Source organism: Sphingobium cupriresistens LL01 (genome assembly GCF_001046645.1).
Lineage (GTDB): Bacteria > Pseudomonadota > Alphaproteobacteria > Sphingomonadales > Sphingomonadaceae > Sphingobium > Sphingobium cupriresistens.
The window spans coordinates 2077718-2102073 of sequence record NZ_KQ130434.1 but is presented as its reverse complement, the minus strand read 5'-3'; the positions used below and the strand labels follow the sequence as shown (position 1 = coordinate 2102073).

Below are 24356 nucleotides of genomic sequence, written 5' to 3'. Positions count from 1 at the left end.
TCTGTCTGCGGGATGAAACGGATGGGCTGGCGCGTTTCATCCTTAGAACAAGTGACGGAGTGCTGATGTCGTTCGAACGCGACCTGCTTGCGATCCTGCCCCGGCTGCGGCGTTTTGCCGCCAGCCTGTCGCGGGACCGCGCCGACGGCGACGACCTGTGCCAGGCTGCGCTGGAGCGTGGCTTGAAGGCGCGCGACCAGTGGCAGCCCGGCACCCGTCTGGACAGTTGGATGTATCGGATCATGCGCAACTTGTGGATCGACGAGGCCCGCGCCCGGCAGCGCGCGGCCCAGACTTTCGCCCCCGAAGAGGCGGGCGCGTATGTCGGCCATGCCGGCGACCGCGATGTGGAGGCGCATATGATGCTGTCCGACGTCGACCGCGCGATGCAGGCATTGCCGCAGGAACAGCGCGAGGCGATCGCGCTCGTGCTGGTCGAGGGCCTGTCCTACAAGGAAGCGGCGGCGGTGCTGGGCGTGCCGATGGGCACATTGACGTCGCGGCTGGTGCGCGGGCGCGGCGCATTGTTGGAACTGATGGGAGAGGCGGCATGACGGACATAGGTGAAGCCATGCTGATCGCGCTGGTCGATGGCGAACTGGACGAAGTGAACCGGCGTCGCGTGGAGCGGGCGGTGGCCGCCGATCCGGCCCTGGCGGCGCGGCTGGCGCAGCATCGCTCGCTGCGCGCGCGGCTGGCGGGTCATTATGCGCCAGTGGCGCAGGAGCCGGTGCCCGACCGTTTGCGCGCGGTGCTGGAGGAAAGCGCGACGGTGGCGCCGCTGGTGCGACCAGCGCCCCGCTGGCGGGACTGGGCGATGGGTGGGGCGGTAGCGGCCAGCCTCGTGCTGGGGTTGGGGCTGGGCCGCATGTCGGGTAAGGAGCCTGGATCGATCGGGACGCAGGACGGCGTGATGGTGGCGCAAGGCGCGCTGGCGACCGCGCTCGACACGCAACTTGCGTCAGCGCAGAAGGACGATGCGATCCGCATCGGCCTGACCTTCCAGCGTAAGGGCGGCGGTTGGTGCCGCAGCTTCGATGGTGCGATCGCGGGCGTGGCCTGCCGCGAGGGCGAAGGCTGGCAGGTGCAGCAGGCTTTGCCGGGGGCAGGCCAAAGCAACACTTATCGACAAGCCTCCTCCGCCGACGCGCGGGTCATGGCGACGGTGGAGGCGCTGATCGACGGCGCACCGGCGGATGCCGCCGGGGAAAAAGCGGCGCAGGCGAAGGGATGGTGGTAGAATTATCAGGGCTCCCGCGCCACCTGCGCGGGAGCCCTTAGCTCTCCAATCTAGGCGTGCGCCACCGCATGGCCCGCGCAACACGCCGCACGGCTGCTTTCGACATATTCGGCGTCATGCCACCAATAATGTTGATGAGCGTCCGCCAGCATCGGCAGCATCTTGCTCGCCGCCGCCTGCGGCTTGGCGTTGACGAAGGGCGCCATCAGCGCTTCTGGCGTATGGACGACGCCATTGGCGATCACCTGTTTTACATTGGCGACGGCGGCGACATCCTTGAGCGGATCGCCTTCAACCAGGATCAGGTCGGCCAGCATCCCGCGCTCGATCCGGCCGACCGGCTCGCCCAGAAATTCGCCGGACCAGCGGGTCGTCATCATCAGCGCCTCATAGGGGGAGATGCCGAACTTCACCATGCCGCGCAGGTTGAGGTGCAGGCTGATCGCGGTCAGGTCGATCGGCGCGTCGGTGCCGGAGAAGGGATGCCATCCCGCCGCCAGCGTCATCTTGATCTGCGCAACCTGCCGTTCCAGCGACGCGAGCATCGGCTTGCCGCCGTCGCCCGACATCGCCTTCACCCGCGCCAGCAACTTGTCATATTCCCATTGCGGATAAAGCGTCGTGATCCGCGGATCACGGGTAAAGCCGTCGTCCAGCCCCAGCAGGGACGTGGCCGCGAACAGGGTCGGCGTGCGCCCCGCCTTGGCAGCGGCGAACAGGTCGTTGACGTCATGATAGCCGCCGCCGAGCGACGTGATGGTGCGCGAATAGCCATAGCGGTTGGTCGCGCCGGTATGCTCCATGCAATCCATGCCGCTGTGGAGCGCAGGATAATGATAGTGGGACGACAGGTGCATCCCCATTTTGTGGGAGGCGTCGACCACTTCCTTCTGCGTGTCGTGGCGCAGCCGGACATAGGTTTTGACCATGTCATAATCCAGCGCCTGGGCGCGCTCCAGCTCCAGCGCCATCTGGCCCTTTTCGGTGACCGGCCGCATGAAATTATAGAAGATGCGGCCGCCGTCGATCGCTTCGCCAGTGGCATAGTGACGCGCGGCGATGCGCTTGCCGCTCTGGATCGACTCCCGGTCCTCCACCATATGATAGGCGGGGCAGCCGGGCGACCGGGTCGCCGTCACGCCCATCGCCAGCCACAGCCGCCCCATACGGTCGCCATAGCCATAGCCCGCCATCTGCCGATGGGTGTGCATGTCGATCAGGCCCGGCATCAGGGTAAGGTCGGGCGCGTCGATAATCTTCGCGTTGGCGTCGGACGCGCTGGCCCCGCGCGGCGTGACGGCGCTGATGACATTGCCGTCCAGTACGACGTCGACCTGCGTCTTGTACTCGGTCGAGAGGGTATCCCACACCTTGCCAGCCCGTATGACGGTGCGACCCGAAGGCTTGGCATTGGCCCAGCTAAGGCGGCAAGGCACGGTCTGCGCCGCGCCGCCGGTGGCGGCCACTATGCGCAGCTTGCCGTTGCTCAGATAAAGGAGCTTGCTGCCGTCGCCGCTCCAGCTTGGCGCGTCGGTGACTTCGGTGCTGATCTGCCTGGGCGCGGCGGTGAAGCTGCCGTCCGGCGCGACCGGCACGACCCACAAGGTGCTGGCGAACACGAAGGCCATGCTCTTGCCATCGGGCGACCAGATCGGGCCGTCATGCCCGCGCGTGCCGAGCGACTTGCCTTCGAATACAGGGCGATAGGTGCCCTTGCCGGTGGCGAGATCGACGGTCAGTATCTGGCTGGCGCCCTCGCGATAGCGGCCGGTGACGGGCTTGAAGGCGGCATAGGCGATGGTCTTGCCATCAGGCCCAAAGCTGGGGCGGCCCGGTTCCCAGAGCGCGTCGAACCGCTTGGTCACCGCGCCGCTCGCCACATCGACGGTATGGAGCGCGCCATCCTGGTCGAGAAAGGCGATCATCTTGCCATCCTGCGACCAACTGCCCCAGGCGACCGCCTTGTCGGGAATGTTGGTGAGTTGGCGTTCCTTGCCAGTGGCGACGTCATGCAACCACAGGTCGAGCGTGCCGCCGCGGTCGGAGGAATAGGCGATGGTCTTGCCATCGGGCGACCAGGCGGGATCGCATTTATGGAAGCCGTCGCCGACGATCCTCTTGGGTGCGCCGCCAACGGGCATCAGATAGAGGTCGTTGAGCGCGGCGAAGACGATGGTCCGGCCGTCGGCCGAGAGCATGGGCGCGGCGATGCCGACCACGGGCTTTGGCGCGGTGGAGGTGAAGTCGCGCGTTTTCTTGCGATAGCTGGGCGTGGTGACCGGGACTTGCGTCTCAAAGGGGATGACGCTCGCCTTGCCGCGCTTCAGGCTGCGCAGCTTGCCATCGGACCCGTAAAGGATCGCGCCGTCCCTGGTGAAGGCGGGGCGGAACGGATAAAGATCCTCGCCCGCGACGATATCCTTGCCGTCCATGACCAGCGTCATTGATCCGGGCTGGACGCGGGTATAGGCGATGCGACCGTCAGGCGCGAAAGCCGGGGCCATGATAGCCGACGGGCTGAATCGGTCCGCAGATGGCGTCACCGACGCCAAGTCCGTCACCGCCCCGCTGGCGATATCGACCGCGACCAGCTTCGTGCCGCCCGCGACATAGGCGACGCGCTTACCGTCGGGCGACCAGGCGGGTTCGCTGTCGTTGGTCGTGCCCTTCGACAATGGCGTGACCTGGCCGCTCGCCACGTCGAGCAGGTAGATGGCGTAGCGACCGTCCGCCCGGTCGCTGGAAAAGGCGATCGTCTTGCCGTCGGGCGACCAGCGCGGCTCGCGATCGTCCAGCAGTCCGTCCGTATGCTGGCGCATGTCGCCGCCGTCCGCCGCGACCGACCAGATGTGGAAATGGCCGGTGCGATAGGATTGGAAGGCGATGCGGCTGCCGTCGGGCGACCAGTCCGGCTGGGCCAGATCGTCGAAATCGCCGGAGAGCCGCTTCAACGGTCCCCCGCCGACCGGCAGGGACCACAATATCCCCAGCAGGTCGAAGGCGATGCGCTTGCCGTCGGGCGACAGCGCCAGTGCGACGTTGGTGCAGTCCTTCACCGTCACCAAGGTCTCCTTGCCGGCGGCGGGGGCGCCGGGGCTTTGCGCCGCCCCCGATTGCGCTAACGACCCCGCGCCGCCCGCCGCGAGCAAACCGATCCCGCCCGCCGCCATCGCCTCGCGCCGGTTCAATCCTGCTGTCTTCGTCATGTCAGAACTCCAGGTTCAACCGGCCATAATAGAAGCCGCCGCTGATGCCGTAGGGTGCGTAGGCATTGTAAAGGAAGCCGACGAACTGGTTTACCGGCTTCAACTTGTTCGGGTAGGTGTTGAGCAGGTTGTTCGCGCCGACCGAGAGCTTGACCCCCTTGGTCAATTTATAGCCGATTTCGAGATCGACGATGACTTTGGGCTTCAGCTCTTCATCGACATAATCGCGGAAGCACACGTCGCTCACGACATTGACCGCGCAGGCCGTGAAGTCGGCGGTGTGAAAGGCTGTGGCGTTTGCGCGCTGGACGATCTTGCCGAAGCGCGTGGCGCGCAGGTTCATGTTGAAATCATCCTTTTCCCAAAGGACGTTGGCGATGAACTTGTCGCGCGGCGTGCCTTCGGTAAGGTCACCCTGCTTCGTGCGGCCGATCAGCGCCAGGCCCGATGCTGCGATCGGCCCCGGCACCGGGTCGATATGGGTGAAGATGGTTTTGTTGAAATTGGCCGAAAGGCTGATCGTGGCCAGACCCATGTCGCCCAGACCCGCGCGATAGGTGCCGACGATGTCGAGACCGCGGGTCCGGGTGTCGGCGGCGTTGGAGAAGATCAGTCCGCCGGCGATCCCGTAAATGCCTGCTGCCTCCAGCGCGCTGATGACGGTCGGGCCGCTGAGCGTCTCGCTCAGCAGGATGCGGTCCTTGATCTTGATCTGATAGGCATCGACGGTGAGGTTGAGGTTCGGCGCAGGCGTGAGCACGATGCCGGCCGAGAAGTTGACGGACTTTTCGGCCTTGAGCGGCACGGCGCCCAGCGCCCTGGCCGCCGCGCCCTCGACCGGCAGCGCCTGAACCGGCAACAGGACGCTGACGCCATTCTGAATCACGCCGATGGTCGATGACGATGCATAATGTTGCTGTTGCAGCGTCGGTGCGCGGAAACCTGTGCTGGCGGTGCCGCGAATGGCGAAGCCGCGCATCGGTTCGATGCGGAGCGAAGCCTTGCCTGTATTGGTGGTGCCGAAATCCGTATAATCTTCGTGGCGGCCGGCGAGGCCGAACTCAAGGCCCTCGACGATCTTGCCTTCCACATTGGCATAGGCGCTCCAATTGCTGCGGCTCCAACTTCCCGCGCCTTCGGGAACGAAACCGGTCACGCCTTGCGCGCCGACGCCGGTGCGCTGCTGTCCCGCGAGCCAGGAGCCGGGCGGCGACACATAATTGCCGTTGATATAGGATTCAGGGTCGCCGGCCCCGATCATGAATTTGTTTTTCTTATATTCTGCGCCCACCGCCAGCGATAGCGGGCCGGCCAGGCCGACATCAAATTCTTTCGAGAGGTCCAGATTATTGGTCCATTCGTCGAACCGAATCTTGCCAAGATAGAAGGTCGTCGGGCTGGCCGTACCCATCGAAGGGTTGAGCGATGTGGTCTGCTTATATTTGACCTCGTCCTGCGAATAGGTGGAACTGATGTCGAAATGCACGCCGCCGCCTATTTTCCCGCGCAGGCCGAGGGCATATTGGAAATCCTCGTCATAGACATGGATGCGCGGAATATAGCCTTCGGGATAGATTTCGATGATGTTGTTGAGCGCGGCGGGCGTGCGGTAGGTCAGCCAGCCCGCGGCGTGGCGCTTGGAATATGTGCCGAAGCTATAGCCCTCCAGGCTGTCCCCCACCGGCAGCATGGCGTCATAGCTGACATTGCCGCCGATCACCTCCGGCTGGCCGGCCTTGCCGCGATAACGATCAAGATCGGGATTGGCGTTGCGCGGATCGCCGGTGGGATAATAGGTGCCGCCGATCGCCGAGCCTTTGACCAGCGTTCCCGCCTGCAAGACGCCGTCCGCCGCAAGATGGATATAGCCGCCGTCCGGTCCGATCGAAAAGCCGTTGTCGATCTGCCACCGGCCCTGTTCGCCGCCATTGTCGGCTGTGCTGCCCAGGGTCAGCGCCGCGCCGCCGGCCGTGTCGTTCTTCAGGATGACGTTGACGACGCCGGCGATCGCGTCGGACCCATATTGCGCAGATGCGCCGTCGCGCAGCACCTCGATCCGCTGGATCGCGTTGCCGGGGATAAGGTCGAGATCGGGCGGAGACTGGCCGTTCTGGACCGATCCGTTGATGAACAGCGTGGCGGAATTATGCCGTCGCTTGCCGTTGACCAGCACCAGCAACTGGTCGCCGCCCAAGCCGCGCAGCGACAGGGTGCGCACCGCCCAACTGGCGCCCGCGCCATTGTTCGACACGTTGATGGATGGGACGAGCGTGCCGAGCAAGTCGCGCACAGACTGCTTGCCGCTCGATTCCAGATCCTTTTCGCCCAGCACGTCGATCGGGGCCAGGCTTTCGGCGACGGTGCGGTTGGTCGTGCGGGTGCCGGTGACGATGATCGGCGTCGCGTCCTCGGCCGGTTCGGGGGCGGGGGCCATGGCCATCGCCTGTGTGCCCGCGCCCGGCAGGCTGGCCTGGGCATATTGCAGCGCCAGCGGGCTGCGGCGCGCGGCGCTGCGATTGGCGGGGGCGGCGAGCGCGATCACGCCTTCGCCGGCGGGGCTGGAGGTGAGATCCGTGCCAGCGAGCAAGCGGGCGAGCGCATCCTGGGTGGACAGCCAGCCCTGGATGCGGCGGCTGCGGATCGCGGCGACCTCGTCATAGGGGAAGAGGATGCGCACGCCCGACTGCACCGACAATTCGCGCAGCGCGCTGCTGAGCGGCTGGACATGGATGTCGAATTTATGGCGCTGGGTCAGCGTGGCGTTCGGCGTGGCTGCGGCCAGAAGTTGCGTAGGCGAGACGAGGCAGATGGCGAGGGCGACCCCCGCCACGGCATGGCGAATATGCATTGTCTGTTCCCCTGAATGTAGCGGCATCCCCTGCCGTTTCACCCCCTTCCAACGAAGAATGTCGGCTGTCCCGCTATCGAATTTTCAAGAAATGTGACGCTTGTCCAGAATCGCCGCTGACAGGGCGCAAATCATGGCTTGGTCTGGAGCGTCCATCGGCTCGTTCCCTCCAGCCCCAACGCGGTCAAGCGGCCGGACAGGAATGCGCCAGTGTCGATCCCGATCCGGCTGGCCTGTTCGTCCACATCCTCGCTGATGCTGTGGCCATGAACGATCATGCTGGGATGGCGGCCGCGATGCGCCAGAAATTCCTGCCTGATCCAACGCAGATCGGCTGGACTTTGGTTCCCGATCGGCACGCCGGGACGGATGCCGGCATGGACGAACAGATAATCGCCCATCGCGATGCTGTCGGGCAGGGCATCCAAAAAATCGACATGGGCGCGCGGGACATGGCTTTCCATCCAGTCCACAAGTTCGGCATCGGTCATGACGCGGAACAGGGCGGGGTCCAGGCCATAGCTGGCCAGCGTCGCCTCGCCCTCCATGCGGCGGAACAGGGGCAGGGCGCGCAGGTCGCCACGCGCGGCGAGCACGAAGGCTTCCTCATGATTGCCCTTGAGGCAGCGCACGTCGCCGCCCGACGCCGCCAGCGCCATCACCGTTTCCACCACCGCGCAGGATTGCGGTCCGCGATCGACCAGGTCGCCCAGCAGGATCAGGCTGATCGGCTTGCGCGCACGGTCCTTGTCGTCCTGCGCGATCATCGCCAGCAGCGCGTCGAGCAGGTCGGCGCAGCCATGCACGTCGCCGATCGCATAGACGCGCCGGTCGCCAATGTCGGGCGGCGGCGCGCCGCGCTTTACCCTGCGCCAGAAGTTCATGGCGAAGAGTGTCGCATTACAGGCGGGGCAATGTCACGCCCTGCTGCCCCATATATTTGCCCGCGCGGTCGGCATAACTGACCTCGCACGGTTCGTTGCCTTGGAGGAAGAGGAACTGACAGGCGCCCTCATTGGCGTAGATTTTCGCGGGAAGCGGCGTGGTGTTGGAAAATTCCAGCGTCACATGCCCTTCCCAGCCCGGCTCCAGCGGGGTCACGTTCACGATGATGCCGCACCGCGCATAAGTGGATTTGCCGAGGCAAATGACCAGCACGTCGCGCGGCACGCGGAAATATTCGACCGTGCGGGCCAGCGCAAAGCTGTTGGGCGGGATGATGCAGCAGTCGGTCTGGCGATCGACGAAATTCTTCGGATCGAAATCCTTGGGATCGACGATCGTGCTGTCGACATTGGTGAAGATCTTGAATTCGTCCGCCACCCGCGCGTCATAGCCGTAGGAGGACAGGCCGTAGCTGATGCAGCCTTCGCGCCGCTGGCTCTCCACGAACGGCTCGATCATGTTGGTTTTCAGAGCCTGTTCGCGAATCCATTTGTCGGAAAGAATGGCCATGTCGTGTCAGCTCTTTTTCTGAGGGCCGATGCCCAGGTCCGCCGGACCAAAGGCATGGGGAAGGAGTTGGGCGACCGTGAGGTCGATGACGCGGTCGCCGCTGGGCGTGGCGCAATAGATAGCGAGCGTGCGGCCAGCCAACTGTTCGGCCTCGTTCATGATCTGGCGGCACCGGCCACAGGGGGTGACGAGCACCTCTTGCGCACCATCCATCGCGCCTCCGACCACGGCGATTTCCGTTACGTCAGCGAAACGACCTTGGGCATTGACGGTGGCCAGCGCGACCGTTTCGGCGCACAGCGACAGGCCGTAGCTGGCATTTTCGAAATTGCAGCCGGTGACGATGCTGCCGTCGGTCAGCCGCACCGCCGCGCCCACGGCAAAGCGGCTATAGGGCGCATGGGCGTTGGCCATCGCATTCCGCGCGGCCTCGATCAACTGTCCAACTCGCTGTTCATCGTGCATCAGGGCGCCACCACATTCCATCGAACCGGACCATCAACGCCGTCGATATGCCGCATGTCGCTGGCTGTCCACATCACCCAGGGTTTGGTCGCATAATCGGGCGGGAAGAAATTGCCGTCCAGCCACAAGGTCCGGTTGATGCCTGACCCGACGTCATAGGCCTTGTCGAAATCTTCGGTCACATTGAGCAGCACCGTCTTGCCGGCATGACCCTCGACCAGGTTGACCAGCGTATTAAGTTCGGACAGCAGCAGGTCGCGGTTCGGCCGCGCCGTGCAGGCGGGGGAGAAGGCGAGGCGGATGACAGGCGGCAGCGCGGCATTGTCGCGCGGCACGGTGGTCATATAGCGGGTCGCCTGATCCATCGCGAGGCGGCAGGGGGTGAACTCCAGCAGCGCGCCATAGCGCAGGCCCGCAGCCCGCGCCGCGCGCCAGTTGGCGGCGAAGGCCGGGTCGCGCCGGTCGGCGGCGTCGGCGGCGCGGATATAGGCGAAGTCCGCGCCCTGCGCCGCCAGCGTGCCCCAGTCGACCGGACCATTGTCGGCGCTGATGCTGACGCCTTGGACGGGATATTGGTCGCGGCTGGGCGCCCAGCCGCGCGCATAGAAAAACAGCCCCAGCGCCAGCGCCGCGACCACCGCCAGTCCCGCGCCAATGCGGACCAGCAGGCCCCCCAAAGTTACAACCCTGATCGTCCTACCCCTTGATATGCAGCACGCAGATGAGCGTGAACAGCCGGCGCGCGGTATCGAAATCGACCTCGATCTTGCCCTCCAGCCGTTCTTTCAGCACCTCCGCCGCATCATTGTGGATGCCGCGGCGGGCCATGTCCACCGTCTCGATCTGTTGCGGGGAAGCGTTGCTGATCGCCTGATAATAGCTGTCGCAAATGGCGAAATATTCGCGGATCGGGCGACGGAAGCGGCCCAGGCCCAGAATGATCGCCTCCAGCGGGGCATCATCCTCCCGGTTAATCTCGATCACCAGCCGACCATCCTCGACCCGCAGCACGACCTTGTAAGGACCGGCATAGCCGTCGGCATGGACCCGCTGCGGCGCGAAGTGATTATCCTCCAGCAGGTCGAAGATCGCGATGCGCCGTTCCTGCTCCACGTCGGCGTTGCGCCACAGGATCGTGCGCTGGTCCAGCTGGATGTCTATGATGCGCGGATCGGCCATGGTGAAGCGGATAGTCAGTGCGGCGGCGCGCGGCGAAAAGCAAGCGCGACTTATCCACAGATGGTTTCCGCCTTGGCCCTTGCGCCGTGCGCGCGCGCAGAGGAAAGAGAGGCCATGGTCGAACTGCTGAAAATCAACCCCGCCGAAAATCCCGGCACCGAATTGCCGCGCAATGTGGAGGCCGAAGCCGCGCTGCTGGGCGCGATCATGATCGACAACCGCATTGCCGAGGATGTCCAGCTCAAGATTAAGGCCGAACATTTTTTCGAGCCGCTGCACGGCCGTATCTACGACGCGATCATGCGCTTGCTGGACAAGGACATGATCGCCAATCCGGTCACGCTCAAGCCCATGCTGGATATGGATCCAGCCTTGAAGGAGCTGGGCGGGGCGGCCTATCTGGCGCAACTGACCGGCAATGGCGCGGCGCTGATCGGCGCGCGCGACTTCGCCACCCAGATCTATGACCTGGCGCTGCTGCGCGAACTGGTCAATGTCGGCCGCGAACTGGTTGAAAATGCGTTGGACACCAGCGAGGCCGTCAATCCGCGCGAGCAGATAGAGGCGGCCGAAGTCGCGCTCTACAAAGTGTCGGAGGGCGAGGGCGAGGGCGGTTCGGTCAAGAGCTTCCTCATGGCCTCCACCGCGGCGGTGCAGGTGGCGGAGCGTGCGCTCAACAGCGGCGGTCATGTGTCGGGGATCACGACCGGGATCAACAGCCTGAACGCCAAGATCGGCGGCCTGCACAATTCGGACTTGATGATCCTGGCCGGTCGGCCGGGCATGGGAAAGACGTCGCTGGCGACGAACATCGCCTATAATGCGGCGTCGCGCTGGCTGCGCGACAATGCCGACGGCATCCCGGCGGAAAAGAATATGGGCGCCAAGACCGCCTTCTTCAGTCTCGAAATGTCGGCCGACCAGTTGGCGACCCGCGTTCTGGCCGAACAGTCGGGCATCAGCGGCGAAGCGCTGCGCATGGGCAAGATCAGCCGGGCGGACTTCCAGAATCTGTCGCGCGCGGCGCGAGAGTTGCAGGAATTGCCGCTGTTCATCGACGATACGCCGGGCCTGACCATCGCCGCGCTGCGCACCCGCGCGCGCCGGTTGAAGCGCCGCCACGATATCGGCTTCATCGTCGTGGATTATCTTCAGCTATTGCAGGGCACTGGCCGCGGCAATGAAAATCGCGTCAACGAGATTTCTGAAATTTCTCGCGGGTTAAAGACGCTGGCGAAGGAATTGCATGTTCCGGTGTTGGCGCTGTCGCAGCTCAGCCGTGCGGTCGAGCAGCGCGAAGACAAGCGGCCGCAACTCTCCGACCTGCGCGAATCCGGTTCGATCGAGCAGGATGCGGACATGGTCTGGTTCGTATTCCGTGAGGATTACTACGAAGCGGCCAAGGAACCTAAGCCCGACGATGAGGCGGCTTACGCCACGTGGAAGGAAAATATGGAGCGGATCTACGGCCTGGCCGAGGTGATCATCGCCAAGCAGCGTCACGGCTCCACCGGCCGCATCCGCATGAAGTTCGACGCGAAGATCACGCGATTCTCCGACATTGCGGACGATAGCTATCAGGATTTGAACTACGAATAACCTGGCCGATCAGCCCCCGTTCGTGTCGTCTGAAACGAACGGGGGCATGGGCGCCTAGCCCTTCGCCCGCGCAGCGACCCGTTTCTCCAGCATCGACAGCGGCATCGCGCCTTCCTCAAGGATGGCGTGGAACTGCTTGAGATCGAACGCCTTGCCCTGCGCGGCCTGGGCATCGGCACGGGCCTTGGTCCAGACGCCATGGCCAACCTTGTAGCTGGTCGCCTGGCCAGGCTGGGTGCAGTAGCGCTCGACCTCCCGCTGGCAACGCGGCCGGGCGAAGCCGGTTTTCTCCACCATATAATCGGTCGCCTGCTCGCGGCTCCACTTCTTCGCATGGATGCCCGTATCGACCACCAGCCGCGCCGCGCGGAAGAGGAAGGACTGGAGATAGCCAGCCCGGTCGAGCGGCGTCGCATAGCCGCCCAGCTCGTCGGCCAGTTGCTCGGCATAAAGCGCCCAGCCTTCGCTATAGGCGCTCATGAAGGCGGTCTTGCGCAGCATCGGAATGTCGCTCGCCGTCTGCGCGGTCGAGATTTGGAGGTGATGGCCCGGCACGCCCTCATGATAGGTCAGCGCCGGCAGGCCATATTTCGGCCAGTCGCCAACATCTTTAAGATTGATGAAATAGATAGCCGGGCGCGACCCGTCGAGCGCCGCGCGGTTATAATAGCCGTTCGACGCGCCGTCCTGAATCTCGACCGGCACTGCGCGAATTTCCAATGCGGTGTCAGGAATGGTAGCGAAGGCATTAGGAAGCTTGGCCTTCATCGCATCGACATCGCGGTTAAGCTGGGCCAGCAACGCCAGGCGTCCTTCGGCGCTGTCGGCGTAAAGCTGCGACGGTTCGGCATTGAGGGCGGCCAGCCGCTCGCCGATCATGCCTTTGGCATAGCCCGCACCCTTCAGAATGGCGTCGAGCTGCGCGCTGATGTCAGCCACCTGTTCCAGCCCCATGGCGTGAATCTGGTCGGCGGACAGGTCGGTCGTGGTCGCGCTTTTGAGCGCGGCGGCGTAGATTTCGTCGCCGCGCGGGGTGCGCCATACGCCATCGCCCGCCGCCGTCTCGCCTTTCAACGACTCAATTGCCGCGATCTGTTCGTCCAGTGCGGGATAGATGGATTTTTCCACCACCGCTGCCGCCTGCGCCTGCCAATCGCCAACGATGCCCTTGGCCGCGGCGCGCTTGACCAGCGACTGTACCATGGAGCTTGCGGCGGCGGGTTGCGCTCGCAGCGTCTTCATCTGTCCCAGCGTCAGGTCCAGCGACCAGCCCGGCGCCAGATAGCCGCGCGCCGCCTCGTCCCGCTGAAGCGCGGTGTCGGTGCGCAGGTTGCGGGCGAAGGCCTCCAGCCGCGCGACATAGGCATCGCCATCGGCGGCCGCGTTGATGGTGTGGGCGGTGTTCAGGAAATCGGGCGTTGAGAAATAGCTGCCGCCCTGCTGGAAGATGCGATAGGGGCGCACCGCGCTGTTAAGGCCGAATTTGGCCGGGGCCACGGTCTGCTGGTCCAGCGCATAGAGGATGACGTCAAGGTTCAGCCGCTGGGCATCGGACAGGCTGGCGGTCTTATAACTGTCCAGTTCCTTGATCGCGGCCTGGGTTGCGGCCAGCTTTTTCAGCATCGCCGACTTGCTATTGTCGTCAAGCTGGCTCTTTGCTCCGGCGCGAGCGCCCTTGTCCAGACCCAGGCTGGTGACGAAGCTGGGCGACAGATCCAGTTGCCGCTCGAAAATGGCGGCGAAGGCGGCGGACAGGCGCGCATCGTCGTTACCCTGCGCCAAAGCGCGCGGGGCAGCGGTGGCGAGCGCCAGGGCGCCGGTGGTGGCGAGGAATTGACGACGGTCCATGGGGCGACTCCCTGCTATCTGACTATGGCGCGCGGGTATCGCGCGACTGGCGCTGTTCGTCCAGCCTCTTGTAACTTTGTTACGCAGGCGGGACAGATTCAGCCAGGCAGGGTAAAGCGCTTGGCAAGGCCGTGGTAGAGACGTTCCTTGCTAACTAACTGGGCAGAAAAGTCGGCGACCAAAGCCGCCGCGAGCAGCGGCATCATCAATCCGCGGCTGGCGGTGGTTTCGGAAATGATGATGACGGCGGTCAGCGGCGCGCGGACGACGCCGGTGAAATAGGCGACCATGCCGAGCAGCACCACCGCGCCTTGCGGATAGCTGGGAAACAAACTGCGCAACATGTCGCCAATGCCCGCGCCGACCGACAGCGAGGGGGCGAAGATGCCGCCGGGCAGACCGGACATGGCGGTCGCCAGCGTCGATACGAATTTCGCCGCGCCGAACCAGATCGGCACGTCCTGCCCGGTGATGACGGACTGTGCCGTTTCGTAACCGGTGCCCCAGGTCAGTCCGGTGATGACGCCCATGACCGCCACCGCGCCTCCGCACAGCAAGGCAAGACGAACCGGCCGATCCCGCAACCACCGCATCGGCTTCCATGCGGTAGAACCGGTCGCCAGCATCAGCCGGGAAAACAGGCCGCCGGCGATCCCGCCAAGAAAGCCCGCAACGGGTGCGGCGATCAGCGCGTCATGGACGCTCAACGTCTGCCGCATCTCCCCGAAATAGACATAGTCGCCAGCCAGCCCCAGGCTCACCATGCCCGCGATCAGCACCGCGGCCATCACCAGCAAGGTCATGCGTTGCTCATAGGCGGCGGCCAATTCTTCGATAGCGAAGGCGACGCCGGCGAGCGGCGTGTTGAACGCCGCCGCCACGCCCGCCGCGCCGCCTGCGATGAACACGGACGCGCGCAGCGGGATGCGCATGAAGCGGTGCATATATCCCATGATGCTGGCGGCGATCTGGACCGTCGGACCTTCGCGGCCCACCGACGCGCCGAACAACAAGGTGCCGATGGTCAGCCAGAATTTGACGAAGGCGGTTCGGGCGGACACCAGTTGCTGCATCCCTGCATCGGGATTGCGCGCCGCGGCGATCACTTGCGGGATGCCCGATCCCTTGGCGGCGGGGGCGATCGTCATCGTGATCCAGGCGAAGGCGGCGAACCCCAGGGGGGTCACGACCAGCGGAAGCCACCAGCACCAGGCGATCATGCGCCGGAACAGCGCACCGGCATGGTCGGCCAGTTCAGCGAACAGCAGCGCCGTCAGGCCGACCAGCACTGCGCCGGCCAATATGGCGATACGCCGCCGCCAGATCAGCGCTTCGGGGCCATGGCGGCGCATCATCACGCGCACCCGGCGCCGGAACAGGCGAAGCTGTCCGATCATATTGGTTGCGCCATGTCGATAATCCGCCCGTGCTGCGACCGATCAGGCCGGGAAGGGCGACCCATAGCGGGGTAGGGCAAGGGACGAAACCCTGAAAGGCCGTTTTTTCGGGCCTTCGGGTCGATCAGAAGACCGGCTGGTTGGCCGAATCTTCGGGATCGATGACGGGGATGGGCGTGACCGGCGAATGGATGCCGCATTCCACCTTGTCCCAACCGCGCCAGCGGCCTGCGCGCGGGTCTTCGCCCGGCATCACCTTCGACGTGCAGGGTTCACAGCCGATCGACAGATAGCCTTGGGATTCCAGCGGATGGCGGGGCAGATTTTCGGCCTCGAAATAGGCCTCCAGCTCGACCTTGTTCCAGTCGCCCAGCGGGTTCAGTTTCAGTCGGCCATCCTCCACCTCGAACCGGGGCAGGTTCTGGCGCGTGACCGACTGGAACGCCTTTCGGCCCGAAATCCAGGCGTCCAAACCCTCCTTTGCGCGCTTCATCGGTTCGACCTTGCGGATTTCGCAGCAGCCGTCCGGGTCGTAGGACCAGCGCAGGCCCGTCTCGTCCTTCTTCGCGATGACGTCGGCGATGGGGGCGACCGTGCGGCTGTCGGTGAAGCCGAAGCGTTTGATGAGCGTGTCGCGATAATGCAGCGTTTCGGCGAACATCTTGAGCGTATCGACGAAGATCACTGGGACGGTCGGATCGGCCTTCGCTACCAGATCGAGCAGCACCGCGCTTTCCGTGCCAAAGGAGGAGACGACGGCGACATTGCCGGCCAGCCCTTCTGCAAACACGGTCTTGAGCATGGTGATCGTATCGACGCCCTCGAACCGCGCGTTGAGCGCGTCGGCCTGTGTCTGAGTAAAGGCGGGGCGGGCGTCGATCAGGTCGATCTGACGGGCAGGTTCAGCCATTGGTCGTCTCCGGGTGCCGCTTCGCCCAAACCGGGGTGCGGCCGTCGATCGCCTTTTGATAGACGTCGGCATAGCGATTGAGCGCGCGGTCGACGGCGGCGTCGTCCAGCGGCTTGGCGGGATGGAAACTGTCGAAACCGCAGCGACGCAGGGCGACGATCTGATCGACCAGCACGTCGCCCACGGCGCGCAATTCGCCCTGATAGCCCGATTCCCGCAGGATGCGCGCCGCCGAATAGCCGCGTCCGTCGCCATAAGCGGGGAAATTCACCTCGACCAGCGACAGCCGGTCGAGATGCGGCAGCAATTCGCGCGCATCCTCGCCCGCCTCGATGCGAACGGCGGTCGAGTTGGTCTGGCCGGTGAAGGCTTCGACCGTCACCGCGGGTTCCTGCGTGGCTTCGCCGTTGCGGAAGGACAGGAACTCAACCATAGATCGCCTCCTTGAAGGGCTTCATGCCGAGACGGCGATAGGTATCGAGGAAGCGTTCTCCGCTTTCCCGCTGCGCAAGATAGAGGTCGGTGACCTTTTCGATCGCGTCGACCACGCCATCCTCCGAGAAACCGGGGCCGGTTATCTGGCCAAGGCTGGCGTCCTCCGCGCCCGATCCGCCCAGCGACAGCTGGAAATTCTCCACGCCCTTACGGTCGACGCCAAGGATGCCGATGTGGCCGGCATGATGGTGGCCGCAGGCGTTGATGCAGCCCGAAATCTTGAGCTTCAACTCGCCCAGTTCCGCCTGACGCTCGGCCGCGGCGAAACGATGCGCGATCTTCTGCGCCAGCGGGATCGAACGGGCATTGGCGAGCGCGCAATAGTCCAGGCCAGGGCAGGCGATGATGTCGGTAATGAGGTCCAGGTTCGCTTCGGCCAGACCCGCTTCCTCCAGTTCCCGCCAGATGGCGTAGAGGTCCACCTTCCTAACATGAGGCAGAACCAGGTTCTGCGCATGGGTGACGCGCAGCTCGTCGAGCGAATAGCGCTCGGCCAGGGTCGCGACCAGTTCGATCTGCTCGGCCGATGCGTCACCGGGGATGCCGGTCAGCGGCTTCAGGCTGATATTGACGATGGCATAGCCAGGCGCCTTGTGCGCGGCGACCTGACGATCGACCCACAAAGCGAAAGCCGGATCGCTGCGATCCATTGCGTCAGACAGGCCCGTTTCATAGGCGGGTGGCGCGAAGAAGGCGCGGATGCGGTTCAGTTCCTCGACCGGCGGGTTGAGGCCAAGGGTCCGCATATGGGCGAACTCTTCCTCGACCTGGCGCTTATATTCTTCGACGCCGATCTCATGGACCAGGATCTTGATCCGCGCCTTATACTTGTTGTCGCGGCGGCCGTGGCGATTATAGACGCGCAGGCAGGCTTCCAGATAGGAGACAATCTCCTCTTCCTGCACGAAATCGCGGATCAGCGGCGCAACCATCGGCGTGCGGCCCATGCCGCCACCGGCATAGACTTCGGCGCCGATCTTTCCGTCCTTCGACATCAGCTTCAGGCCGATATCGTGGAGGCGCATCGCCGCGCGATCATCGTCGCTGGCGATCACGCAAATCTTGAACTTGCGCGGCAGGTACGTGAATTCGGGGTGGAAGCTGGACCACTGGCGCAGCAATTCGGCCCAGGGGCGGGGGTCCGCCACTTCGTCGGCGCTGACGCCGGCATATTGGTCCGAACTGATGTTGCGGATGCAATTGCCGCTGGTCTGGATGGCGTGCATCTCCACCGTCGCCAGTTCGGCCAGGATGTCGGGCGCATCGGCCAGCTTGATCCAGTTATATTGTAGATTCTGGCGCGTGGTGAAGTGGCCATAGCCGCGATCATATTTGGCCGCGATCTCGCCCAGCTTGCGCATTTGCTTGCCGCTCAGCGTGCCGTAGGGGATGGCGACGCGCAGCATATAGGCGTGCAGTTGCAGATAAAGGCCGTTCATCAGCCGCAGCGGCTTGAACTGATCCTCAGTCAGCGCGCCGGTCAGGCGGCGCTGCACCTGGTCGCGAAATTCCTCGACGCGGGCGTCGACGATGGACTGGTCATAGCTGTCGTAGCGATACATGGTTCAGATCACCCAGTTGCCGGCGTCGGCGTCATTCGGTTTCAGCGTCAGGTCGGGGCGCACGGTGGGGCCGAGCGCGCGGATACGGTCCTTGATATGGGCCGGGCGCACGCCATCGTCAGAAACGGTCGCATCGATCACATAAGCGCCGACCACGCGCAGCGCGGCTTCCTCCGTGCGGGCAAGGTCGTCGCCGCGCTCACCCACATCGGCGCTGTCGCCGACCTGGCGCGACCAGCCGTCGCCTGCCCACCAGATGACGTCGCCGCTCACAAGATCGTTGCCGGTCAATATCTTCACGAACGCATCTCCGAAATATTCTCCCCTATTGCGGCCCAATTCGCCAGCACGTCGCGCGCCAGCGCATGGGTCGCGACGTCGCCGACCACGATCAGGGCCGGGCTAACCACATTCTCGCGCGCCACCATGTCACCCAGATCGGCGAGCAGGGTGCGCAGCGTCCGCATGTCGGCGCGCGTGCCATTTTCCAGCACCGCGACGGGGATCGCAGGGGACACGCCATCCGCCATCAACTTGTCGGCGATTTCGCCTGCGGTCGCGACGCCCATGTAGATGACGAGCGTGCGGCCCCGACCCGCCAGGCCCGACCAGTCCTGGTCTGTCAGCCCCTTGCACTGGCCCGCGACGAAGCTGACCGCGCTGGACGCTTCGCGGTGGGTGAGCGGCAATTGCGCCATCGCAGCGCTGCCGATCGCAGCGCTGATGCCGGCTACGACTTCTACCGACACGCCAGCGGCGCGGCAGGCATCGACCTCCTCGCCGCCGCGACCAAAGATGAACGGATCGCCACCCTTCAACCGCACGACGTTGCGGCCTTCGCGCGCCAGATCGACCAGCAGGGCGTTGATAGCCTCCTGCGGCATCGAATGGCGACTGCGCTGCTTGGCGACGGAAATCAGCTCGGCATGAGGAGAAGCGAGCGCCAATATAGCGTCCGACACCAGCCCGTCATGCACGATGACGTCCGCCTGCGCGATCAGGCGCGCAGCCTTGATGGTCAGCAGATCCGGATCGCCCGGTCCAGCGCCTACCAACTGCACTGTCGAAGATGCTTTATCAGCCATAGTGGCCAGATGGCGAAGGCGCAGCCAAAGTTCAATTCAGAATGGGTATGGCGGGGACTAGGAAATGTTTTGGGGAAATATTGGGCGGCTCAATCGCCCATCACGCTGACGTCGATGTCCTTGAGGCCTACGCCGATCGAGGCGCGGGGCGTTTCGATTTCCGCCGACACCACCGGATAGGCGCAATAATCGGCGGCGTAATAGGCGCTGGGGCGGTGGTTGCCCGATATGCCAGTGCCGCCGAAGGGCGCCGAGGAAGAGGCGCCATTGGTCGGCCGGTTCCAGTTGACCACGCCCGCGCGGATATTGGCCCAGAACTGATTATATTGTTCGGGCGACCCGCCGATCAACGATGCGGAGAGGCCATAGCGGGTGTTGTTGGCCTCCGCGATCGCATCGCCAAAGTCAGCAACGCGGATGACCTGGAGCAACGGGCCGAACAATTCCACGTCGGGCCGCTCCTTCATCGCGGTCACATCGATGATTGCCGGGCTGAGGAAGGGCAAGCCCTTGTGCGGCCGGACCATATGCTTGATCGGTCGGCCACCATTGCTCATCAGGTAAAGGAAACTCTCCGTCAGCCCGTCGGCGGTCGGATTGTCGATCACCGGACCCATATAGGGCGTGGGGTCGGCATGGGGATGATCGACGATCAGCCGGTCGGCCAGCTTCTTGACTTCCGCGATCAGCCGGTCGGCGATGCTGTCGCGCACGATCAGGCGGCTGGCGGCGGTGCAGCGCTGGCCGCTGCTCATGAAAGCCGATTGGACCACCAGCGTCGCGGCGGCGTTGATTTCTGGCGTGTCCCACACGATGATCGGGTTATTGCCGCCCATTTCCAGCGCCAATATCTTGGACGGCTGCGCGGCATATTGGCGGTTGATCGCGATGCCGGTCTGGGCCGATCCCGTGAAGAGGATGCCACCAACATCGGGATGGGCGCCGAGCGCCTTGCCCACGTCTGGCCCGCCGAGCAGCAGTCGGATCGCATCCACCGGCACGCCTGCCTCATGATAGAGCTTGACCATCATCTCGCCCACCGCCGGCGTCTTTTCCGACGGCTTGAACACCACGGCGTTGCCCGCCAGCAGCGCGGGAATGATATGGCCGTTGGGCAAATGCGCGGGGAAATTATAGGGACCAAGCACCGCCATGACGCCATGGGGCTTGTGCCGCACCGACTGGCGCGCGCCCAGCGCCGCTTCCAGCCGGCGCTGGCCGGTGCGTTCGGAGTAGGCGGCGACGCTGACATCGACCTTGCCCATCACCGCATGCACTTCGTTGCGGGCGTCCCATAACGGCTTGCCGGTTTCGCGCGCGATCAGGTCGGCCAGGGCGTCTTCGTTGCGACGCACGACATTGACGAAGCGCCGCAGCGTTTCGATGCGATAGGCGATGGGTTGCGCCGCCCATTTCGGCCATGCGGCGCGGGCGCGGGAAACCTCCGCATCGACATCGCCCGTCTCGCCCTGCCAGAGCAGAGCGCCGGTGGCGGGTTCATGGGATGTAAGCGGCGCGACCATTTGGAGAGAGCTATGACGGAAATTGGTTAAGGAAAGAAGAGGGATGCGCTCTCGACTCGTCGTACTTAGGCCGTGGGGCCGGGCGGCTTCCCAAGCGCCTCCCCCATCCGCCGGATCGCCGCGACTTTGGCGTGGAGCGGCACCCAGTCGTCATCCTTGTCGATGGCGCTCCAGATGGCCTCAACCTCCTCGATATGCATGGAGCAGGGCACCTCGTCCGACCAATAGGGATGCGCCTTCGCGCCGGGAATGGCGGCCAAGCCCGTAATCGCCTCGCGAAACGGCGCCCAGGCGGCATCGCCATAGGATGCGGCGTCGCGCGCCATGCCGCCGCGGCAGTCGTGAAAGAAGCGGTCGATCGGCATACCGGTCGTCACCATGCCGCGCACGGCCGCCTCGATCATCGCGCCCGGCTCTGCTCCCTCAACGCCCAGCCGCCAGCAAAAACGCCGTTGCATCGCGTCGCCATAAAGTGCCGGGAACCGCTCCAGTTGCGCGATCAGCGCCGGCGCCTCCACCAGCGGTCGAAGCGACACCGCCAGTTGCGCGACGTCCCAATGGATCGCTTCGGCCTGCCGCCCGAAGGCGTAAAGCCCCTGATGGTCGAAATAGGCGGCGGTGAAATTGGCGTCCCACAACGGGGTGAAGCGCCACGGTCCATAATCGAAACTCTCGCCGGTGATGTTGATATTGTCGCTGTTGAGCACGCCATGGACGAAGCCTGCGACCATGTAGCTGGCGGCGAGGTCGGCGGCGCGTTCGACCACCAGACCCAGCAATTGCGCCGGCGGATTGTCGCCCGGTTCCTCGCCATAGAGGCGAGTGAGGGCATAGTCGGTCAGCTTCGCCAGCAGCGCCTTGTCGTCGTGAAATGCGGCGCGCTGAAACGATCCGATGCGGATATGCGAATGGCTCAGGCGCACCATCGCCGCGCCGCGGGTGGGGGAGGGTTCGTCGTTGCGCTCCAGCGCCTCGCCCGTCTCGATGATGGAAAAAGTCTTGGACGTGGTGACGCCCAGCGCCTCCAGCATCTCGGTCGCCAATATCTCGCGCACGCCGCCCTTCAGGGTCAGCCGGCCGTCGCCAAAGCGGCTATAAGGTGTCTGGCCCGTTCCCTTGGTGCCCAGATCCAACAAACGGCCGGCATCGTCGCGCAACTGGGCGAACAGGAAACCGCGGCCGTCGCCGATATCGGGATTATAATGGCGGAACTGATGGCCATGGTAGCGCAGCGCCAGCGGGCGCGGCAGGCCGCCTTCCAGCGGCTCAAAACGGCCGAAATGCGCAACCCATTCCGCGTCGCTCAACCCGTCCAGCCCCACGAAGGCAGCGGCCCTGTCGTTGCGGTAGCGCAGGATCGTCTGTGGAAAGTCCGCCGCCGCGACCGGATCGGCGATGTCGGGCATCAGCGCGTCGATTTCGGTGGCGGGGCGATAAATGGCGGCTTGCAGCGTCTGGTTCATAAGGCGATATGGGGGAAGGTCACCAGAAGGATCAAGCTTGAGCGGCTATAACGATGGATATTGGTGGTCGCCCGACGGGCTGCGACTCCATTATCGGGATTATCACGGCGGCGATGACGGCCGTCCGCCCTTGCTTTGCCTGCCGGGGCTGACCCGCAACGCCCGTGATTTCGAACCGCTGGCCGGGCGCCTGGCGGGCGAATGGCGGCTGATCTGCCCCGACATGCGCGGCCGCGCCGAAAGCGCCTATGCCAAGGATGCGATGACCTATGTCCCGCTGACCTATTTGCAGGATATCAGTCGCTTGCTGGCCGACTTGGCCATCACCCGTTTCGTGGCGGTCGGCACATCGCTGGGCGGCGTCATCACCATGTTGATAGCCGCCACGCACAAGGAATGGCTGGCGGGCGCGCTGCTCAATGATGTGGGACCAGTGCTGGACGAAGGCGGGCTGGCGCGCATCCGATCCTATGTCGGGGTGGGCCAGTCGCACCCGACCTGGGTCCATGCCGCCCGCGCCCTGGCCGAGGCCAATGGCGACGTCTATCCCGGCTATGACCTGGAACAATGGCTTGCCATGGCTAAGCGCCTCTATCGCCTGAACAGCGGCGGGCGCGTCGTGCTGGACTATGATATGAAGATCGCCGAACCGATCCGCGCCATGGGCAGTGAGGCGGGCGTCGACATGTGGCCGGTGATGCAGGCGTTCCAGGGCGTCCCGACCCTGTTGCTGCGCGGCGAGCGATCCGACCTGCTGTCCGCCGCCACGGCGCAGCGCATGGCGGACGGGATCGGCGACAGCGTCGAACTGGCGACGGTGCCTGGCGTCGGCCATGCCCCTGCGCTGGACGAGCCGGAAAGCGTCGCCGCGATCGACCGGTTGCTGGACCGCGTCCTCCATGATTGAGCGGCCGCATATTCTCCACGTCCATGGCAGCTTCACCTTGGGCGGCAAAGAAGCGCGCGCGGTGCGGCTGATGAACATCTGGGGCGACAAGGCGCGCCATAGCATCGTCAGCGCCGACCCCGCCGCCATGGGCGCGCGCGACGCGATCGATTCGGGGCTCGACGTCGATTTTCCCGACGGGCCGTCTTTCGCGGGCAAGCCGGGGCTTGCCCGGTACAAGGTTATCACCGCCTTCCTCAAGCGGTTCGACCTGGTCCTGACCTATAATTGGGGATCGATGGACGCGGTCATGGCGCATCGGCTGGCCGGGGCTTCGGCCGGCCTGCCGCCGCTCATCCATCATGAGGACGGCTTCAACGCCGACGAAACCGATGGGTTGAAAGTCAAACGCAACCTCTTCCGTCGGCTCGGACTGCAACGCGCACATGCGATGGTGGTGCCGTCGGTACGGCTGGAAACCATTGCGCGGTCGGTATGGAAGCAACCGGCAGGCAAAGTGCATCTGATCCGCAACGGCATCGATGTCGCCCGCTATGCCGCGCCGCCCGCGGCGGACGCCATTCCCGGCCTCGTCCGCACGCCGGGCAAACTGCTGGTCGGCACGCTGGCGGGGTTGCGGCCGGTCAAGAACATCCCGCGCCTGGTCCGCGCCGTCGCGGCGCACAGGGATCGGCTGCAACTGGTTGTGGTGGGCGAGGGGCCGGAGCGCGACGCGATCCTGGCGCAGGCGGCTGCGCTCGGTCTGGACGATATCCATATGGCTGGCTTCATGGACCGCCCCTGGCGCTTCGTCGGCCTGTTCGATATCTTCGCTTTATCCTCCGACAGCGAGCAATTCCCGATATCGCTGGTGGAGGCGATGGCGGCCGGCGTGCCCGCGGCGTCCATGGATGTCGGCGACGTCGCCAACATGGTCGCGCCGGAAAATCGGGCTTTCGTGGTGGCGGATGAGCAAGGGTTGTCGGACGCGCTGGCGACGCTGGCTGGCGACGCTGATCTGCGCGCCCGGCTGGGCGCTGCCAACCGCGCCCGCGCGACGCGCGATTATGCCGAAGGCGACATGGTAAACGCTTATGCACGCCTTTATGGCGAGGCACTGGCCAGCCCCATGATTTTGCGCTAGGGCGCGCCAAATTCGTCATAGACAGCCAAAGCTGCTATAGGGTCGCTTTTA

General features: G+C 64.7%; 21 protein-coding genes. 5 read left to right on the top strand and 16 right to left on the bottom strand.

Translation table 11 applies throughout. The features are described 5' to 3' along the window. Positions 1 to 65 precede the first annotated feature (65 nt). Positions 66 to 554, top strand: coding sequence for an RNA polymerase sigma factor (locus V473_RS10130; protein WP_066603348.1), 489 nt, complete (start codon positions 66 to 68; stop codon positions 552 to 554). After that, complete coding sequence (locus V473_RS10125) at positions 551 to 1240, top strand: anti-sigma factor family protein (protein ID WP_066603345.1); 690 nt, start codon at positions 551 to 553, stop codon at positions 1238 to 1240. Before V473_RS10130 ends, V473_RS10125 begins: the two co-directional genes overlap by 4 nt. Positions 1241 to 1290: 50 nt before the next feature. Here the strand turns inward: V473_RS10125 and V473_RS10120 are convergent, their stop codons facing one another. The 7 genes from V473_RS10120 to V473_RS10090 form a co-directional block, all read right to left on the bottom strand. Beyond that, the gene (locus V473_RS10120; RefSeq protein ID WP_066603342.1) at positions 1291 to 4446 is read right to left on the bottom strand and encodes an amidohydrolase family protein; all 3156 of its coding nucleotides are present in this window, start codon (positions 4444 to 4446) and stop codon (positions 1291 to 1293) included. A 1-nt stretch (position 4447) separates the two neighbouring features. Further along, complete coding sequence (locus tag V473_RS10115; RefSeq protein ID WP_066603340.1) at positions 4448 to 7294, bottom strand: TonB-dependent receptor plug domain-containing protein; 2847 nt, start codon at positions 7292 to 7294, stop codon at positions 4448 to 4450. Positions 7295 to 7425: 131 nt separating this feature from the next. Beyond that, the gene (locus tag V473_RS10110; protein WP_066603338.1) at positions 7426 to 8178 is read right to left on the bottom strand and encodes a metallophosphoesterase family protein; all 753 of its coding nucleotides are present in this window, start codon (positions 8176 to 8178) and stop codon (positions 7426 to 7428) included. Between the two features lie 16 nt (positions 8179 to 8194). Next, complete coding sequence (gene dcd / locus V473_RS10105; RefSeq protein ID WP_066603336.1) at positions 8195 to 8749, bottom strand: dCTP deaminase; 555 nt, start codon at positions 8747 to 8749, stop codon at positions 8195 to 8197. 6 nt (positions 8750 to 8755) lie between these two features. Next, positions 8756 to 9214, bottom strand: coding sequence for a cytidine deaminase (locus tag V473_RS10100; RefSeq protein ID WP_066605471.1), 459 nt, complete (start codon positions 9212 to 9214; stop codon positions 8756 to 8758). Beyond that, positions 9214 to 9882 (bottom strand): GH25 family lysozyme, encoded by a 669-nt coding sequence (locus V473_RS10095; RefSeq protein WP_066605468.1) that lies wholly within the window; start codon positions 9880 to 9882, stop codon positions 9214 to 9216. Before V473_RS10095 ends, V473_RS10100 begins: the two co-directional genes overlap by 1 nt. 28 nt (positions 9883 to 9910) lie before the next feature. Then, positions 9911 to 10393, bottom strand: coding sequence for a UPF0262 family protein (locus V473_RS10090; protein WP_066603330.1), 483 nt, complete (start codon positions 10391 to 10393; stop codon positions 9911 to 9913). A 114-nt stretch (positions 10394 to 10507) separates the two neighbouring features. On the opposite strand from V473_RS10090, the gene V473_RS10085 reads away from it, so the two are divergent. Further along, positions 10508 to 11992 carry a replicative DNA helicase gene (locus tag V473_RS10085; protein WP_066603322.1) on the top strand — a complete coding sequence of 495 codons (1485 nt, stop codon included), beginning with the start codon at positions 10508 to 10510 and terminating at the stop codon, positions 11990 to 11992. Positions 11993 to 12046: 54 nt separating this feature from the next. On the opposite strand, the gene V473_RS10080 is transcribed toward V473_RS10085, so the two are convergent. The 9 genes from V473_RS10080 to V473_RS10040 form a co-directional block, all read right to left on the bottom strand. Further along, a complete protein-coding gene (locus tag V473_RS10080) occupies positions 12047 to 13840 on the bottom strand; it encodes a DUF885 domain-containing protein (RefSeq protein WP_066603321.1) in 1794 nt (597 codons plus the stop codon). A 98-nt stretch (positions 13841 to 13938) separates the two neighbouring features. Continuing rightward, positions 13939 to 15237, bottom strand: coding sequence for a chloride channel protein (locus V473_RS10075; RefSeq protein WP_066603320.1), 1299 nt, complete (start codon positions 15235 to 15237; stop codon positions 13939 to 13941). Between the two features lie 124 nt (positions 15238 to 15361). Then, a complete protein-coding gene (locus tag V473_RS10070) occupies positions 15362 to 16147 on the bottom strand; it encodes a phosphoadenylyl-sulfate reductase (RefSeq protein WP_066603319.1) in 786 nt (261 codons plus the stop codon). Next, the gene (locus V473_RS10065; protein WP_066603316.1) at positions 16140 to 16580 is read right to left on the bottom strand and encodes a DUF934 domain-containing protein; all 441 of its coding nucleotides are present in this window, start codon (positions 16578 to 16580) and stop codon (positions 16140 to 16142) included. Before V473_RS10065 ends, V473_RS10070 begins: the two co-directional genes overlap by 8 nt. Next, the gene (locus V473_RS10060) at positions 16573 to 18204 is read right to left on the bottom strand and encodes a nitrite/sulfite reductase (RefSeq protein WP_066603314.1); all 1632 of its coding nucleotides are present in this window, start codon (positions 18202 to 18204) and stop codon (positions 16573 to 16575) included. Before V473_RS10060 ends, V473_RS10065 begins: the two co-directional genes overlap by 8 nt. 3 nt (positions 18205 to 18207) lie before the next feature. Beyond that, positions 18208 to 18504 (bottom strand): DUF2849 domain-containing protein, encoded by a 297-nt coding sequence (locus V473_RS10055; protein ID WP_066603311.1) that lies wholly within the window; start codon positions 18502 to 18504, stop codon positions 18208 to 18210. Further along, the gene (cobA, locus tag V473_RS10050) at positions 18501 to 19289 is read right to left on the bottom strand and encodes a uroporphyrinogen-III C-methyltransferase (protein ID WP_066603310.1); all 789 of its coding nucleotides are present in this window, start codon (positions 19287 to 19289) and stop codon (positions 18501 to 18503) included. Before cobA ends, V473_RS10055 begins: the two co-directional genes overlap by 4 nt. A gap of 89 nt (positions 19290 to 19378) precedes the next feature. After that, positions 19379 to 20812, bottom strand: coding sequence for a succinylglutamate-semialdehyde dehydrogenase (astD, locus tag V473_RS10045; protein ID WP_066603308.1), 1434 nt, complete (start codon positions 20810 to 20812; stop codon positions 19379 to 19381). Positions 20813 to 20877: 65 nt separating this feature from the next. Next, on the bottom strand, positions 20878 to 22275 hold the full coding sequence (locus V473_RS10040; RefSeq protein ID WP_066603303.1) for a protein adenylyltransferase SelO family protein: 1398 nt from the start codon (positions 22273 to 22275) through the stop codon (positions 20878 to 20880). Positions 22276 to 22312: 37 nt separating this feature from the next. Here V473_RS10040 and V473_RS10035 point away from each other — a divergent pair, with 37 nt between their 5' ends. Both V473_RS10035 and V473_RS10030 read left to right on the top strand, forming a co-directional pair. Continuing rightward, on the top strand, positions 22313 to 23182 hold the full coding sequence (locus V473_RS10035) for an alpha/beta fold hydrolase (RefSeq protein WP_066603301.1): 870 nt from the start codon (positions 22313 to 22315) through the stop codon (positions 23180 to 23182). Beyond that, entirely contained in the window at positions 23175 to 24305 is a 1131-nt protein-coding gene (locus tag V473_RS10030; protein ID WP_066603298.1) for a glycosyltransferase, read from the top strand. The genes V473_RS10035 and V473_RS10030 overlap by 8 nt, the downstream gene beginning before the upstream one ends. The last annotated feature ends 51 nt before the right edge of the window (positions 24306 to 24356 follow it).

What these genes read in the sequence shown, in the direction of transcription:
- V473_RS10130 (WP_066603348.1), top strand. Translation starts at nt 66, where the DNA reads ATGTCGTTCGAACGCGACCTGCTTGCGATCCTGCCCCGGCTGCGGCGT.
- V473_RS10125 (WP_066603345.1), top strand. Translation starts at nt 551, where the DNA reads ATGACGGACATAGGTGAAGCCATGCTGATCGCGCTGGTCGATGGCGAA.
- V473_RS10120 (WP_066603342.1), bottom strand. Translation starts at nt 4,446, where the DNA reads ATGACGAAGACAGCAGGATTGAACCGGCGCGAGGCGATGGCGGCGGGC.
- V473_RS10115 (WP_066603340.1), bottom strand. Translation starts at nt 7,294, where the DNA reads ATGCATATTCGCCATGCCGTGGCGGGGGTCGCCCTCGCCATCTGCCTC.
- V473_RS10110 (WP_066603338.1), bottom strand. Translation starts at nt 8,178, where the DNA reads ATGAACTTCTGGCGCAGGGTAAAGCGCGGCGCGCCGCCGCCCGACATT.
- dcd (WP_066603336.1), bottom strand. Translation starts at nt 8,749, where the DNA reads ATGGCCATTCTTTCCGACAAATGGATTCGCGAACAGGCTCTGAAAACC.
- V473_RS10100 (WP_066605471.1), bottom strand. Translation starts at nt 9,214, where the DNA reads ATGCACGATGAACAGCGAGTTGGACAGTTGATCGAGGCCGCGCGGAAT.
- V473_RS10090 (WP_066603330.1), bottom strand. Translation starts at nt 10,393, where the DNA reads ATGGCCGATCCGCGCATCATAGACATCCAGCTGGACCAGCGCACGATC.
- V473_RS10085 (WP_066603322.1), top strand. Translation starts at nt 10,508, where the DNA reads ATGGTCGAACTGCTGAAAATCAACCCCGCCGAAAATCCCGGCACCGAA.
- V473_RS10080 (WP_066603321.1), bottom strand. Translation starts at nt 13,840, where the DNA reads ATGGACCGTCGTCAATTCCTCGCCACCACCGGCGCCCTGGCGCTCGCC.
- V473_RS10075 (WP_066603320.1), bottom strand. Translation starts at nt 15,237, where the DNA reads ATGATCGGACAGCTTCGCCTGTTCCGGCGCCGGGTGCGCGTGATGATG.
- V473_RS10070 (WP_066603319.1), bottom strand. Translation starts at nt 16,147, where the DNA reads ATGGCTGAACCTGCCCGTCAGATCGACCTGATCGACGCCCGCCCCGCC.
- V473_RS10065 (WP_066603316.1), bottom strand. Translation starts at nt 16,580, where the DNA reads ATGGTTGAGTTCCTGTCCTTCCGCAACGGCGAAGCCACGCAGGAACCC.
- V473_RS10060 (WP_066603314.1), bottom strand. Translation starts at nt 18,204, where the DNA reads ATGTATCGCTACGACAGCTATGACCAGTCCATCGTCGACGCCCGCGTC.
- cobA (WP_066603310.1), bottom strand. Translation starts at nt 19,289, where the DNA reads ATGGCTGATAAAGCATCTTCGACAGTGCAGTTGGTAGGCGCTGGACCG.
- astD (WP_066603308.1), bottom strand. Translation starts at nt 20,812, where the DNA reads ATGGTCGCGCCGCTTACATCCCATGAACCCGCCACCGGCGCTCTGCTC.
- V473_RS10040 (WP_066603303.1), bottom strand. Translation starts at nt 22,275, where the DNA reads ATGAACCAGACGCTGCAAGCCGCCATTTATCGCCCCGCCACCGAAATC.
- V473_RS10030 (WP_066603298.1), top strand. Translation starts at nt 23,175, where the DNA reads ATGATTGAGCGGCCGCATATTCTCCACGTCCATGGCAGCTTCACCTTG.